The 14,877-nt window shown below is 61.5% G+C and carries 8 protein-coding genes and 1 pseudogene; 2 read left to right on the forward strand and 7 right to left on the reverse strand.

Translation table 11 applies throughout. The annotated features are described in order from the left end of the window. Window positions 1-393 precede the first annotated feature (393 nt). Together hrpA and aceK are read right to left on the reverse strand one after the other, a co-directional pair. Entirely contained in the window at window positions 394-4,305 is a 3,912-nt protein-coding gene (hrpA, locus tag PMA3_RS22185) for an ATP-dependent RNA helicase HrpA (protein WP_064679195.1), read from the reverse strand. A 241-nt stretch (window positions 4,306-4,546) separates the two neighbouring features. Next, a complete protein-coding gene (aceK, locus tag PMA3_RS22190; RefSeq protein ID WP_064679196.1) occupies window positions 4,547-6,268 on the reverse strand; it encodes a bifunctional isocitrate dehydrogenase kinase/phosphatase in 1,722 nt (573 codons plus the stop codon). A gap of 130 nt (window positions 6,269-6,398) precedes the next feature. Here aceK and PMA3_RS22195 point away from each other — a divergent pair, with 130 nt between their 5' ends. Continuing rightward, a complete protein-coding gene (locus tag PMA3_RS22195; RefSeq protein WP_064679197.1) occupies window positions 6,399-7,307 on the forward strand; it encodes a DMT family transporter in 909 nt (302 codons plus the stop codon). A gap of 147 nt (window positions 7,308-7,454) precedes the next feature. On the opposite strand, the gene PMA3_RS22200 is transcribed toward PMA3_RS22195, so the two are convergent. The 3 genes from PMA3_RS22200 to PMA3_RS22210 form a co-directional block, all read right to left on the reverse strand. Next, on the reverse strand, window positions 7,455-9,035 hold the full coding sequence (locus PMA3_RS22200) for an aldehyde dehydrogenase (NADP(+)) (RefSeq protein ID WP_064679198.1): 1,581 nt from the start codon (window positions 9,033-9,035) through the stop codon (window positions 7,455-7,457). A 121-nt stretch (window positions 9,036-9,156) separates the two neighbouring features. Beyond that, window positions 9,157-10,152 carry an AraD1 family protein gene (araD1, locus tag PMA3_RS22205; protein WP_064679199.1) on the reverse strand — a complete coding sequence of 332 codons (996 nt, stop codon included), beginning with the start codon at window positions 10,150-10,152 and terminating at the stop codon, window positions 9,157-9,159. A 54-nt stretch (window positions 10,153-10,206) separates the two neighbouring features. After that, window positions 10,207-11,382, reverse strand: coding sequence for an L-rhamnonate dehydratase (locus PMA3_RS22210; protein ID WP_064679200.1), 1,176 nt, complete (start codon window positions 11,380-11,382; stop codon window positions 10,207-10,209). 499 nt (window positions 11,383-11,881) lie between these two features. On the opposite strand from PMA3_RS22210, the gene PMA3_RS22215 reads away from it, so the two are divergent. Next, window positions 11,882-12,829 (forward strand): IS110 family RNA-guided transposase, encoded by a 948-nt coding sequence (locus tag PMA3_RS22215; protein WP_064680598.1) that lies wholly within the window; start codon window positions 11,882-11,884, stop codon window positions 12,827-12,829. Between the two features lie 60 nt (window positions 12,830-12,889). Here the strand turns inward: PMA3_RS22215 and PMA3_RS22220 are convergent. Together PMA3_RS22220 and PMA3_RS22225 are read right to left on the reverse strand one after the other, a co-directional pair. Continuing rightward, a pseudogene (locus PMA3_RS22220) lies at window positions 12,890-13,893 on the reverse strand (4-hydroxythreonine-4-phosphate dehydrogenase PdxA). Next, a complete protein-coding gene (locus tag PMA3_RS22225; RefSeq protein WP_064679201.1) occupies window positions 13,890-14,846 on the reverse strand; it encodes an amidohydrolase family protein in 957 nt (318 codons plus the stop codon). Before PMA3_RS22225 ends, PMA3_RS22220 begins: the two are co-directional and overlap by 4 nt. Window positions 14,847-14,877: the final 31 nt, after the last annotated feature.

Here is a 14,877-nt window from a genome sequence, read left to right on the forward strand (position 1 = left end):
TTGGCACTGGCGTACCAACACGCAAAGGGTCTACTCCAGGTCCGGACGCAAAACCTGGTATCGCTTATTCCGGTCCGCCCGGGCCCGCGAAGGCTCAAAACCGCTGGGCTGGTGTTTATAGGCGCGAAGTTTGCCATAAACCTTGGGTTTTGGCGCCTTTTGCGAACCGGGCACCATCACGCAAACCCTGTAGGAGCCCGGCTTGCCGGCGAAAGCGTCTTCGAGGGCGATGCAAGGCTTGAGGCCGCTTTCGCTGGCAAGCCAGCTCCTACACGATCTCCGGTATGCAGATGGAGAGTGGTCAACGCCAATCCCTGTAGGAGCCCGGCCTGGCGAAAGCGTCTTCGCGGGCGATGCAAGGCTTGAGGCCGCTTTCGCCGGCAAGCCTGGCTCCTACAGTTCGACCTGGCTCCATTGCTTGCCCAGGCGCTTGTCGGAGATCGGCACCTTGGTTCCCAATTGCTGGGCGAACAACGAAACCCGGTATTCCTCCAGCCACCAGCGATACAGCTCCAGTTGCGGGTCGCGCTTGCCTTCCTGGGCGTGTTTGTTGGCGCGGGTCTGGTATTGGCTCCAGAGGCCGGACAACTCGCCGCTCCAGACCCGGTCCTTCTGTACCTGAGCGCCAAGTTTTTCGAAGCGTTGCTCGATGGCCTTGAGGTAGCGCGGCAGTTCCTTGAGCCACTGCATCGGCGTTTCACGCACGAACCCCGGATACACCAGCTGGCTGAGCTGCTGCTTGATGTCGTTCAGGGCCACGGCTTGCGCCAGGTCGATCTTGCCCTTGAAGCGCTTTTGCAAACCGTGCCACAGCTTGAGAATCTCCAGGGTCAGCTTCGCCAACCGCTCGGCGTGCTCGGTCCAGCCGCCACGCTTGCGCTCGGCCAGTGCCGCCAGTGCGGCGCCGTCGCGCGGCATCGGGTCTTCGCCGTCGAGGATGCAGCTGTCGAGGCTGGCCAGCAGAATATCTTCTACCAGGCTGTCGATACGCCCCATGTCGCGGTACATCAGGCCCAGCTCGGTCAGCCCCGGCAACTTGCCGCGCAGGAACTTCGCCGGCTCGGCCAATTGCTGCATCAGCAAACGCTGCAAGGCGCGGCGATGCTGGAATTCGGCTTCGGCCGGCGTCGAGAAACGCCCTTCCTTGACCGTACCGCCCTCTTCCACCAGCGCCGGATACACCGTCATCGACAGCCCGGCGATCTTCTGTTGAGTCTTTTCAGCGACGGCGGCAAAGACTTTCGCCTCCACCGGCTGCTGGCTTTTCGCGGTTTGCGGCACGGCCAGGGCTGCCTGGCTGGCCTCGGCAAAGCGGGCGGTCAACTCGGCCAGGTCCCGGCCTTCACCGAGAAACTTGCCCTGGCCGTCGACGATTTCCAGGTTCATCCGCAAATGGCTTTCAACCTGCTGCGCCGCTTCGGCCCAGGCTTCATCGCTGACCCGCGCCCCGGTCATGCGCAGCAATTCACGACCCAAGGCCTGGGGCAACGAGCCCTCGGCGAAGGTCATGCGCTGCAACGCGGCCTTGACGAAATCCGGCACTGGCACGAAGTTCTTGCGCAGGGCCTTGGGCAGGTTGCGCACCAGTGCAATGCACTTGGCCTCGATCACACCTGGCACCAGCCACTCCAGGCGTTCCGGCGGCAGCATCGGCAACAGCGGCGCCGGCACCCGCAGGGTGACGCCGTCCCGTGGATGGTTGGGCTCGAAGTGGTAACTCAGGGCCAGTTCCAGATCGCCGATGTGCAAGGTGTCCGGGTAATGCGCGGCGGTGACTTCACTGGCCTCGCGGGCCAGCACGTCTTCTTCGCGCATGATCAGCAGCTGCGGGTCTTTCTGGCTGTTGACCCGGTACCAGCTGTCGAAGGTCGCGGTCTGGTGAATCTCGGCCGGCAGTCGCGCGTCGTAGAAGGCGAACAGGGTTTCTTCGTCGGCCAGAATGTCGCGGCGACGGGCCTTGGCTTCGAGTTCGTCGAGCTGTTCCAACAGTTGTTTATTGGCAATCAGGCATTTGGCTTTGGACTGAATCTCGCCACGCACCAAGCCTTCACGAATGAACAACTCACGGGACGTCGCAGGATCGATCGGTCCGTAGTGCACCGGCCGGCGACCGACCACGATCAACCCGAACAGGGTGATCTGTTCGAACGCCACGACCTGGCCGCGCTTCTTCTCCCAATGGGGTTCGAAGTGGTTTTTCTTGATCAAGTGCCCGGCGAGCGGCTCGATCCAGTCGGCATCGATCTTGGCCACCATCCGCGCATAGAGCTTGGTGGTTTCCACCAGTTCGGCGGCCATAAGCCATTGCGGGCGCTTTTTACCCAGCCCGGAGGACGGGTGAATCCAGAAGCGTCGCTGGCGGGCACCCAGGTAATCGCCGTCTTCGGTTTTTTGCCCGATCTGGCTGAGCAGGCCGGAGAGCACGGCTTTGTGCAGCTTCGGGTAATCCGCCGGCTCTTTATTGAGGCTCAGCTGCATGTCGCGGCAGATCAGGCTCAACTGCCGGTGAGAGTCGCGCCACTCGCGCAGGCGCAGGTAATTGAGGAAATTCTTGCGGCACCAGTTGCGCAACGGACTCGCCGTCAGGGCCTGACGCTGTTCTTCAAAACCACGCCACAGGTTGACAAGCCCGGCGAAGTCCGAGTCGATGTCTTTCCATTGCGCGTGGGCCTGGTCCGCCGCTTGTTGACGCTCCGGCGGACGTTCGCGCGGGTCCTGAATCGACATGGCGCTGGCGACGATCAGCACTTCCTGCAGGCTGCCGAGCTTCGCCGCTTCCAGCAGCATGCGGCCCATGCGCGGGTCTACCGGCAACCGCGCCAACTGGCGACCGAGCGGGGTCAACTGGCTGTTGCGATCCACTGCCGAAAGCTCTTGCAGCAGGTTGAAACCGTCGCTGATGGCCTTGCCGTCCGGCGGCTCGATGAACGGGAAGTCGGTGATCTCGCCCAGGCGCAGGTGCAGCATCTGCAAAATCACCGCCGCCAGGTTGGTGCGCAGGATCTCCGGGTCGGTAAATTCAGGACGACCGATAAAGTCCTCTTCGCTGAACAACCGCACGCAAATGCCCGGCTCGACCCGCCCGCAACGGCCTTTACGCTGGTTGGCGCTGGCCTGGGAAATGGCTTCGATGGGCAGGCGCTGGACCTTCGCCCGGTAGCTGTAGCGACTGATGCGCGCGGTGCCGCTGTCGATTACATAACGAATGCCCGGCACCGTCAGCGAGGTTTCGGCGACGTTGGTTGCCAGCACCACGCGCCGGCCAGGGTGCGACTGGAAAATTCGCTGCTGCTCGGCGGGCGAAAGCCGCGCGTACAGCGGCAGGATTTCGGTGTGTTTGAGCTGGGCCTTACGCAACATGTCGGCGGCGTCACGGATCTCGCGTTCGCCGGGCAGAAACACCAGCACATCGCCCGGGCTCTTGCGCTCGCTGCGTTCGAACGCGGCGATTTCGTCGAGGGTGGCGAGGATCGCCTGATCCACCGTCAAGTCATCCTCGACACGGTTGCCCTCCTCGTCCTGCTCCAGGGTCAGCGGGCGATACCACGTCTCCACCGGGAAGGTGCGGCCGGAGACTTCGACGATCGGCGCGTCATCGAAGTGCTTGGAGAAACGCTCCAGGTCGATGGTCGCCGAGGTGATGATGACTTTCAGGTCCGGGCGACGGGGCAGCAGGGTTTTCAGGTAACCGAGCAGGAAGTCGATGTTCAGGCTGCGTTCGTGGGCTTCGTCGACGATGATCGTGTCGTAGCGTTCGAGGTAGCGGTCGTTCTGGGTTTCCGCCAGCAGGATGCCGTCGGTCATCAGCTTGATCAGGGTGTTGGCATCGCTCTGATCCTCGAACCGTACCTGATAGCCGACCAGCGCGCCCAACGGCGTGCCCAGTTCCTCGGCGACCCGACTGGCCACGCTGCGCGCGGCGATCCGACGGGGTTGGGTGTGGCCGATCAGGCCATGCTGGCCGCGACCGATTTCCAGGCAGATCTTCGGCAACTGGGTGGTCTTACCCGAACCGGTTTCGCCGGCGATGATCAGCACCTGGTGCTTGAGCAGCGCGGCCTTGATTTCATCGCGCTTGGCGGCGATCGGCAGGCTGTCGTCGTAACGCACCACCGGCAGGCTGGCACGCCGCGCCAGCACCTGATCGCAGGAGGCTTGCATGCGCGCCACCCACTGGGCCAGCTTGGCCTCGTCAGGTTTCTTGCGCAGCTCGAGCAACTGCCGCCGCAGCCGGTGGCGGTCGGCGAGCATGGCGTGATCGAGGTTTTTCAGCAGTTTGTCGATGGAAGGCGATTCGTCAGTCATCAGGTACGCAATAAGTCGTCTAGTGGCGCAGGGGGGCGATTGTCGCAGATTTGAAGGACTATTGTAGGAGCCGGCTTGCTGGCGAAGGCGGCGTAACAGTCACATCATCGGTGTCTGTCAGGCCACTTTCGCTGCGGTGCGGCGATCCGACAAGCCAGCTCCCACAGGGGTTAGCGGTGGGGCAGTTACGGTGTGGGTGTCTGCCGGGCCGCCTTCGCCAGCAAGCCGGCTCCTACAGGGGTCATTCGTTATCGAGGCCCTTGCGCCGGTACGGGAACACATCGATCACTTTGCCCGCCCGAATCGCCTCCTGCAGGCTTTTCCAGTAATCGGCGTTGTACAACTCGCCATGCAACTGATCGAACAACTTGCGCTGCCCGGCATCGGCAAACAGAAACGGCGGAAACTCTTCGGGAAACACATCCAGCGGCCCGATCGAATACCACGGCTCGGAGGCCATTTCGTCTTCCGGGGTTCGCGGTAGCGGAATATGGCGGAAGTTGGCCTCGGTCAGGAAGCAGATTTCGTCATAGTCATAAAACACCACGCGCCCGTGGCGGGTGACGCCAAAGTTCTTCAGCAGCATGTCGCCAGGAAAGATGTTCGCCGCCGCCAGTTGCTTGATTGCCAGGCCGTAATCCTCCAGCGCCTCGCGCACCTGCGCCGGGTTGGCATGTTCCAGGTACAGGTTCAGCGGTGTCATGCGCCGCTCGGTCCAGCAGTGACGAATCAGCACCGTATCGTCCTCCACCGACACCGTGGACGCGGCCACTTCGAGCAACTCTTCCAGGCACGCCGGCTCGAACTTGCTCAACGGGAAACGAAAGTCGGCAAATTCCTGGGTATCGGCCATGCGCCCGACCCGGTCGACGCTCTTCACCAGGCGGTACTTCTCGATCACGGTGGCGCGGTCGACGTTTTTCGACGGCGAGAAGCGGTCCTTGATGATTTTGAACACGGTAGTGAAACCCGGCAGGGTGAACACGCTCATGACCATGCCGCGCACGCCGGGGGCCATAATGAACTGGTCGTCGGTGTTGGCCAGGTGGTTGATCAGCGCCCGGTAGAACTCGGATTTTCCGTGTTTGTAGAAGCCGATCGAGGTGTACAGCTCGGCGATGTGCTTGCCCGGCAGGATGCGTTTGAGGAAACCGATGAACTCCGCCGGCACCGGCACATCCACCATGAAATACGAACGGGTGAAGGAGAAGATGATCGAGACGTCCGCTTCATCGGTGATCAACGCATCGATCTGAATCCCTCGGCCTTCGCGGTGCAGCAGCGGAATCACCAGGGGCCACTGCTCGTCCTGGGTGTAGATGCGCCCCACCAGGTACGCCCCCTTGTTGCGGTAAAGCACCGAGGAAAACAGTTCGACGCTCAGCTCCGGGTCCTTGCACACCCAGTCCGGCAGGTTCTCGCGCAATTGCGCTTCGAGACGGCGCAGGTCGGCGGGCAGGTCGGCGTACTCCTCGCTGAAGCGGTAATCGGCGAACACGCTGGCGAGCATGCCCGCCAGCTTGCCTTGAGGTTTGTAGGTGCGGGTTTGCGCGGCGCGGGCCCGGCGCAGGCTGGGCCGGGTGGTGTGGATGAACATGCAGCCATCGCTGATCAGGTCATGGCTGAACAGCCCGCAGAAAATCGAGTTGTACCAGGTCTCGGATAATTCATCGTCGAAGCGCAGGTCGATCAACGTGATGTAGGCGCTCTTGACCAGCGGCCAGCTACTGTCGTCCATCAATGTGTCGACTTCGAAGGATGAGCGCAGTCGCGCCACGGTTTCGCCGACTTTTTCTTCGTACAGATTGATCCGCGCAGCCGACGCGATTTGCGCCTCCTGCCACTTGGCCTGTTCGAATCGGGCTCGGGCGCCGTCAGTGATCTGACGGAAATGCTCGCGGTAATCGTCAAAGCCGTCGAGGATCATTCGGGCGATGTTGGCGGCTGGCCAATGCTGCGGCATAGGTAAAACCTCGGCGGCTGATGCTGATCTTTGGAGCCTGAGCTTAGTGGCCCTGTGTGACGCAACGCAACCATTGCCTTGCGCCCTGACTGGCGCGACACTTGCGCGCCAATCATGGAAGGAAAATGTTGTGAACCCCGTCGATACTCTGCGTTTGCTGGCCCTTGCCGCCATTTGGGGGGCGAGCTTCCTGTTCATGCGCATCATCGCCCCGGTCATTGGCACGATCCCCACGGCTTTTTTCCGCGTGTCGATTGCGGCGCTCGGGTTGCTGGTAATCCTGGGCCTGATGCGCATCAGCTGGGACTTCAAAGGCAAACTCAAGACGGTGATGCTGCTGGGGATGATCAACTCCGGGATTCCCGCGACCCTCTATTCGGTCGCCGCCCAAGTGCTGCCGGCCGGTTACTCGGCGATTTTCAATGCCACGACGCCGCTGATGGGGGTGTTGATCGGCGGTTTGTTCTTCCATGAAAAACTCACCGCCGCCAAGCTCGGCGGGGTATTTCTCGGCCTGTTCGGCGTCGGCATCCTGACCCGGGCCGGGCCGGTGGCGTTCGACATGGACCTGTTGATGGGTGCCCTCGCCTGCCTGCTCGCCACCACTTGCTACGGTTTCGCCGGGTTTCTGGCACGCCGTTGGCTCGACCAGGCCGGCGGTCTCGACAGTCGTCTTTCGGCGCTGGGCAGCATGCTGGGCGCGACGCTGCTGTTGCTGCCGCTGTTTGGCTACAGCGTGATCAGCCAGCCGCCGGTGAGCTGGGGCGGCTGGAGTGTGTGGCTGTCGTTGCTCGGGTTGGGCCTGGTGTGTACTGCGTTGGCGTACATCATTTACTTCCGCCTGCTCAGCTCGGTCGGGCCGGTGAAGTCGATGACCACGACCTTCCTGATTCCGCCGTTTGGAGTGTTGTGGGGCGCGATGTTGCTGGATGAGCCGTTGTCGATGGCTCACATTTATGGCGGGGTGTTGATTGCGGCGGCGTTGTGGTTGGTGTTGAAGCCTTCGGTGGTGAAGGCTTCAGCGGTGGCTGCCAAGTAGATTTTTGGTGCCGTTGATGACGCCTTCGCTGGCAAGCCAGCTCCCACAGGATCAAGTGTTGCACACAGAATCCGTGTACGACACCAGTGGGAGCGGCGGTGCGGCGATCCGACTTGCCCGCGATGGCGTCAGTCCAGACACGGACAATTACAAAGGCAGGTCACTCACCTCCCCATCCACCAACCGCCGAATCCCCAGCGGATTAGCGTCCTGCAACGCGTCGGGCAACATCGCATCCGGATAATTCTGGAAGCACACCGGCCGCAGGAACCGGTCGATCGCCAGGGTGCCAACCGATGTCCCGCGCGAATCCGACGTCGCCGGGTACGGCCCGCCATGCACCATTGCGTCGCAGACCTCGACCCCGGTCGGATAGCCATTGAGCAGAATCCGCCCGACCTTTTCCTGCAGTGATTCGGCCAGCCAGCGGTATTCCAGCAATTCATCCGCCTCGCCGATCAGTGTCGCGGTCAGTTGCCCGCGCAGGCCCTGCAGCGCCGCCGTCAGCTGCGCCCGATCCTCGACTTCAACGATGATGGTGGTCGGTCCGAAAACCTCTTCCTGTAGCAGCTCATCGCCCTTGAGCAACAAACTGACATCCGCCTGGAACACCTGCGGTTGAGCCTGACTGCCCTGTTGCGGCTTGCCCGCCAGATGCGTCAGCCCCGGATGTTCGTGCAGCTCGCCCAGGCCCTTGCTGTAGCTGTCCAGCGCGCCGGCGTTGAGCATGGTCTGCGGTGGTTGCTGGTTCATGCTGGCGCAAAACGTTTCGACAAAGGCGCTGAACTGCGGCGAGCGCAGGCCGATCACCAGGCCCGGATTGGTGCAGAACTGACCGCAACCCAGGGTCACCGAACCGGCCAGTTGCGCGGCGATATGCTCGCCACGCACCGCGAGGGCTTCGGGCAGCAGGAACACCGGGTTGATGCTCGACATCTCGGCAAACACCGGGATCGGCTGCGGCCGTGTCGCGGCCATGTGGCTCAGGGCATTGCCGCCCTTGAGCGAACCAGTGAAGCCCACGGCCTGGATCGCTGGGTGCTTGACCAGCCATTCACCGACGCCACCGCCGTAGATCATGTTGAACACGCCGGCCGGCATGTCAGTGCGCTCGGCGGCGCGGATGATCGCATCCGCCACCCATTCGGCGGTCGCCATGTGGCCGCTGTGCGCCTTGAACACCACCGGGCAACCGGCGGCCAGCGCGGACGCGGTGTCACCACCGGCGGTGGAAAATGCCAGCGGAAAGTTACTCGCGCCAAACACCGCGACCGGCCCTAAAGCGATGCGATACTGACGCAGGTCCGGACGCGGCAACGGCTGACGATCCGGCAGCGCCCGGTCAATGCGCGCGCCATAAAAATCACCCCGGCGCAGGACCTTGGCGAACAGGCGCATCTGGCCGCTGGTGCGCCCGCGCTCTCCTTGAATGCGCCCGGCCGGCAACGCCGTTTCACGGCACACGGTGGCGACGAAATCATCGCCCAAGGCATCGATTTCATCGGCGATGGCGTCGAGGAACAGCGCACGTTTTTCCGCGCTGAGGTTGCGGTAGATCGGGTACGCAGCGGCGGCAGCGTTGGCGGCCGCATCCACTTCGGCTTCGGTCGCCTGGAAGAAGCTGCCGGGCAGTGGTTCACCGCTGGCTGCGTCGAGGCTTTGCAGCTGCAGGGTGCCGTTGGCGCTGCGCCGGCCGCCGATGTAATTGTGTCCGAGTGGCGTGGTCATTTCAGATTCCTTGATCGATTGCGGACCTGTAGGAGCCGGCTTGCCGGCGAAGGCCATGGCAGGGCAAACATCAACGTCGCGTGCCAGATAGCTATCGCCGGCAAGCCGGCTCCTACAAGGTTCAGAGTGTGCGCACCTGGCCGATGGCCAATGGCTGGGCGCTTTCGCCGATGCCGTTTTCCAGTGGTGCGCCGAACTCATCGAGGCTGACCTGGAAACGATCCCCCGGCTGGGTTTTCACCCCGTCGGCGAACGACAGCGTGGCGGTGCCGAAGTAATGTACGTGGACATCGCCCGGACGCAGGAACTGCGCATATTTGAAGTGGTGGAATTCGAGATTGGCGAGGCTGTGGCACATGTTGTCTTCGCCACTGAGAAACTCTTTTTCCCAGATCGTTTCGCCGTTGCGCATGATGCGGCTGGTGCCCGCCAGGTGCCGGGGCAGTTCACCGACCCGCAGCTCCGGACCATAGGCACAGAAGCGCAGTTTCGAATGGGCGAGGTACAGGTAATTGCGGCGCTCCATCACATGGTCGGAGAACTCGTTGCCCAAGGCATAACCGACCCGATAGGGCTGGCCCTCGTCGCCGATCACGTAGAGACCGGTCAACTCCGGCTCTTCGCCAGCGTCCTCGGCAAACGGCGGCACGGGGAAGTCCGCGCCCGGGCGCACGACGATGCTGCCGTCACCCTTGTAGAACCATTCCGGCTGTGCACCGACTTGACCGGCCGCCGGTTTGCCGCCCTCCAGGCCCCACTTGAAAATACGCATGGTATCGGTCATGCCCGCTTCGACCGCACCCTCCTGCTGGTGCATCTTGTCCCGCGCCGAGGCGCTGCCCAGGTGAGTCAGGCCGGTACCGCTGATCAGGCAATGGGCCGGGTCTTCATGGTCCAGCGGCGGCAGCACCTTGCCCTGTTGCAACAGTTGCGTGTAATCCGGGCCCGGCTCGGTGCCGCGCAAGGCGACTTCTTCTTGCAGGCTGCGCTGGGCGCGGATCGCCGCGAGTGCCAGTTCACGGGTGCTGCGGGTATCGCGCAATACCTGGACCTGTGAACCCTCGACGAGTCCGACCTGGCGCTCCCCGGCAGTGTTTTCAAATTGAATCAGGCGCATGTCCGGCCCTCCAGAAAGTCGTGGATGGCGCCGTTGAAAAACGGCGCCTCAAGGTCACTCGATGATGTTGAAGTCGCTCAAGTACTCATCGGAGATTTCCAGGCCCAGGCCCGGCTTGTCGTCGTCGAGCTGGATGTAGCCGTTGACCGGTTGTGGCTCGCCCTTGAACACGTAGTAAAACAGTTCGTTGCCGACTTCGACGTCGAACACCGGGAAGAACTCGGCCATTGGCGAGGCGGTGGTGGACATGGTCAGGTGGTAGTTGTGCATCTGCCCGGCGTGCGGGATGACTGGCACCGACCAGGCTTCGGCCATGGCGTTGATCTTGCGCGCGGCGGTGATGCCGCCGACGCGGTTGGTGTCGTACTGGATCACGTCGATGGCGCGGCGTTCCAGCAGGTCCTTGAAGCCGTAGGAGGTGAACTCATGCTCGCCGCCGGAGATCGGCATGATCCCCATTTTTTTCAGCTCGATGTAGCCCTCGATGTCGTCGGCGATCACCGGTTCTTCGAGCCAGCGTGGTTCGAACTCGGCGAGTTTGGGCAACATGCGACGGGCATATTCCAGGGTCCAGCCCATGTAGCACTCGAGCATGATGTCGATGTCCGGGCCGGCCAGTTCACGCAGCGCCCGCACTTGTTCGATGTTCTTGCGCATGCCCGCGGGGCCGTCTTTCGGGCCGTAGCCGAAACGCATTTTCAGCGCGGTGAAGCCTTGGTTCAGATAGCCCTGGGCTTCTTCGAGGAACAGGTCGAGGTTGTCGTTGGCGTAGAGTTTGGAGGCGTAGGTCCAGATTTTTTCCTTGGTCCGCCCACCGAGCAGTTTGAACACCGGCTTGTTCACCGCTTTGCCCATGATGTCCCAGATGGCGATGTCGATCGCCGAGATCGCCGCCATGCCGATGCCTTTGCGGCCCCAGGCGTGGCTTTGGCGGTACATTTTCTGCCAGATGTATTCGTTGTCGAACGGGTCTTCGCCAATGGCGATCGGTGCCAGGTAGGTGTCGATGATTTCCTTGGCCACACGCGGCGCCAGGGCGCAGTTACCGATGCCGACAAGACCGGTGTCGGTCTCGACTTCCACCACCAGCCAGCCATGGAAACGGAACGAGCCCATGGCGTCGCCGCGCTCGAACAGGATGTCGCTGGCGTTGGTGCAGAAGTGCGCTTGCGGTGGGACGACTTTGCCTTTCCACTCGAAAACGCGGGTACGGATGGCTTTGATTTTCATGAATACAGTTCCTTGCGCTGCCGGCTTTTTGTCGTTGTCGGGTCGCTGCGCGGAGCCGCTCGTGTGGGTCGGCCCGGGCATTCGATGGAGCGACTTTAGCCAGCGCCTGGGGGTGGCGGATAATCACTTATGCGCATCCATCGATAACCTGGGGTGATAGCAAAAACCGGTTATCAGGTAGATCGGGTTATCAGCCACAACGCAAAAAACTGTGGGAGCGGGCTTGCTCACGAAGAGGCCGTGTCAGTCGACATTAATGCTGACTGACACACCGCCTTCGCGAGCAAGCCCGCTTGTATGCTAGGACTTGNAGGGAGGAGAAGGGACAAAGCCCGATTCTGACTGTTGACGCAGTACAGATCCGTGGGAGATTTCGCCCCTCCTCCTTTCACTCAAGCGCCGATAAAGAATGCATCAGGCTAAGACCGACGATAGGAACAAGCCTGCGCCCCTGGGTGAGCCCTTCAAGTGTTCAAAACCATATCTCGGGGGAATTTCAATGGCAATGCCAGTTTCTGTCCTGATGCCAATCGTTGGCGTCGATGTCGCCAAGAATGAGTTGGTGATCTTTCAAGCTGAGCTGGATCTGCTTGAGACGATTCCCAACAACAAGACGGCGATCAAGCAATGGCTGAAGGGCTTGCCAGGGGCTGTCGAAGTCGCCATTGAGTCCACCAATATCTATCACTTAGAGTTTGCCGATCTGGCCCATGAGGCCGGCTGCACGATCTACATGGTGGATGGCTATGAGCTGAGCCATTACCGCAAAGGCGTGAAAATTCGTGCGAAGACCGATGCGCTGGATGCCAAATTGCTCGCTCGCTACCTGAAGAACGAACACGAAGAGTTGCATCCATGGATCCCGCCTTCCCCCCTGTATCGCAGGCTTTTGAGTCTTTTTCGCCGTCGTTCTGCATTGGTTCAGGCCCGAGTTGGCTTGGTGCAAAGCTGGTCGAATGAACCGCTCCTCAAAACAGCCTTTGCCGCGCAAGTAGCATCAATGCAGAAGCTTGAGGTGCTGGTTGAAAAGATGATCAATGATCACTTGAAAGAGGCTGGCTTACTCGCTCAGTTAAAGCGCTGCATGAAAGTTGAAGGGATCGGATTTCTGACGGGCGCTCGCCTGATCGCGGCATTTCAACGAGGCGACTTCAGAAACGCGGACGCATTCATCGCTTTTCTAGGAATGGATTTGCGAGTCTCGAAATCAGGACAGAAAGACGGTCGAAGGAGCTTGACCAAACGTGGAGATCCCGAGGCACGCCGACTTCTGCACAACGCGGCCATGTCGGCCAGCCGTACGTCAACCTGGAACGGGTTTTACCAGGAGCAAAGGGATCGAGGATTCAGTACCACGCAAGCGCTGGTGATACTGGCTCGCAAACTCGCTCGAATCGTATTCGCCCTGCTGAAAGGGCAGAGCGAATACCAACCGAAAGCAGGTTGAGGCTTCCCCTCAACCATAGAATCTCCCACATTGGAGTTGTGTTGTTTTACAGATCGCGGATCAGTAGCTGTTGGCCCCCATCCGGCACGCAATCTCGAACGCTTGGCGGATCGCCCCGACATTCGCCTTACCCTGCCCCGCGATGTCGAACGCAGTGCCGTGGGCCGGTGTAGTGATCGGGATCGGCAACCCGCCCTGCACCGTCACGCCACGGGAGAAACCCATCAGCTGATCGCGATCTGCCCCTGGTCGTGATACATGGTCACCACCGCGTCGAAGGCGCTGGCGTCACCTTGCACCTTGAGGAAAATCGTATCGCCGGGATACGGTCCTTCAGCCGCAATCCCCAGCGCCTGAGCCGAGCGAACAGCCGGGCCGATGATGTCCAGCTCTTCGCGGCCGAACGAGCCGTTGTCTCCGTTGTGTGGATTCAACCCACACACACCGATGCGCGGTTTCTCCAGGCCGTTGCGCTTGAGCGCCGTGTCGATCAGCTGGATCGCTTCCACTACCCGCGCCTGGGTGAGCATGCCCGGCACATCGGCCAGGGCGACGTGGGACGTCACCCGGGAAGTCCAGAGGTTGTCGAGCACGTTGAATTCGCAGAACGGCCCGTGGAAATCCAGCAGCTCGGCGAACCAGTGCAGTTCGTCGCTATGGGCCATGCCGGCCATGTGTAATGAGGTCTTGTTGAGCGGCCCGAACAGCACCGCGTCGGTAGCGCCGGCCTCGGTCAGGCGCAAGGCTTTTTCCAGGGTGTCGAGACTGTAGCGGCCACCGATCACACTGGCTTCACTGCGCGCAAATTCGCCAATGGTGTCGCCACGAAAGTCATAGAACAGCGGCGTGTCATCGAGAAAATCCAACTGGTCCAGAGACTCCACCCGACGATACGGAAACTCTGTCCCGGCGATGCGCATGCCGCGGCGCAATTCCGCCTCGTCGGCAATCAGAATCACATTGGCCTGCCTGCGCACGTCGGGCTCGCCGAGCAGGCGGGCGATCAGTTCCGGGCCGATGCCCGCCGGGTCGCCCAGGACCATGGCGATGGTTGTCTTGTTCATGCTTCACTCCTCAAGGGTTCTGGCCGTGTCCGGTCAATGGCGCCAGGCTCGCAACGATAAACCCGCTGCGCGTTGCTGTAGAACAGTTGCTCCTGATCGGCCAGCGGCAGATCGGCAACGATGGATTTGAAACCGGTGTAAATGTCATTGAATGAGCCGCACAGGCCGTCCACTGGAAAGTTGCTGGCGAACATCACTCGACCGGGACCGTACATCGCGATCACTTCGCGCACGATCCAGGCATTGTCTTTGGCGCGCCATACCTGGCCGCGCTGACCAAGGCCGGAGATTTTCACCTGCACGTTCGGCCATTCGGCCAGCCGCGCCATCGCCAGTCGCCAACCTGCCAGCCCCTCGGCACTGCGATCACTTGGCAACCCGGCATGGTTGAGAATCAGCGTAGTGCCGGGAAAGTCCCTGGCAAGCCGTTCGGCTTCGTGCAGGTTCCACCAGGGTGTCTGCAAATCGAAATGCAGCCCCAATCCTTGCAGTGCAGCGTAACTGCGCCGCCAATGCTCGTCGCTCATCAGGCTGCGCACATGGCCTACCTGCGCAAGCGCGGTCGGGCCACCGGGTTTGTGGCGAACGCTGCGCACGCACTTGTAACTCGCTTGCTCGGTCATGACCGCGATGGCGTCGGGATGGTCCAGCCAGGCTTGCGCCACGATTGCATTCGGTACGCCGTAACGGGCGGCCAGTTGCTCGATGAAGCGGGTTTCGCCGATCGGGTCTTGCGGGTTCCATTCGGTCTCGATGTACACCGTCTTCACGACGTCATGACGACCGGCATCGGCGAAGTAATCCTCGGGAAAATAGCGACGCTTGAGCGCACTGTAGTCACCGTAGCGAAACGGGATGCTGGCCTCGGGCGCCAACCAGGGATGGTCATTGATCGACGGATCCCAGAAGTGATGATGGGCGTCGATGATCGGCCCACTCCACAGCTCACCCATAAGGCACCTCGTTGAGGTTAATGATCGGTAC

Origin of the sequence: Pseudomonas silesiensis (assembly GCF_001661075.1) — a bacterium.
In the GTDB taxonomy this organism is placed as follows: domain Bacteria; phylum Pseudomonadota; class Gammaproteobacteria; order Pseudomonadales; family Pseudomonadaceae; genus Aquipseudomonas; species Aquipseudomonas silesiensis.

Bases quoted from the DNA above. Each gene is read 5' to 3' on its own strand.
- hrpA (WP_064679195.1), bottom strand. From the start codon at position 4,305: ATGACTGACGAATCGCCTTCCATCGACAAACTGCTGAAAAACCTCGAT.
- aceK (WP_064679196.1), bottom strand. From the start codon at position 6,268: ATGCCGCAGCATTGGCCAGCCGCCAACATCGCCCGAATGATCCTCGAC.
- PMA3_RS22200 (WP_064679198.1), bottom strand. From the start codon at position 9,035: ATGACCACGCCACTCGGACACAATTACATCGGCGGCCGGCGCAGCGCC.
- araD1 (WP_064679199.1), bottom strand. From the start codon at position 10,152: ATGCGCCTGATTCAATTTGAAAACACTGCCGGGGAGCGCCAGGTCGGA.
- PMA3_RS22210 (WP_064679200.1), bottom strand. From the start codon at position 11,382: ATGAAAATCAAAGCCATCCGTACCCGCGTTTTCGAGTGGAAAGGCAAA.
- PMA3_RS22215 (WP_064680598.1), top strand. From the start codon at position 11,882: ATGGCAATGCCAGTTTCTGTCCTGATGCCAATCGTTGGCGTCGATGTC.
- PMA3_RS22225 (WP_064679201.1), bottom strand. From the start codon at position 14,846: ATGGGTGAGCTGTGGAGTGGGCCGATCATCGACGCCCATCATCACTTC.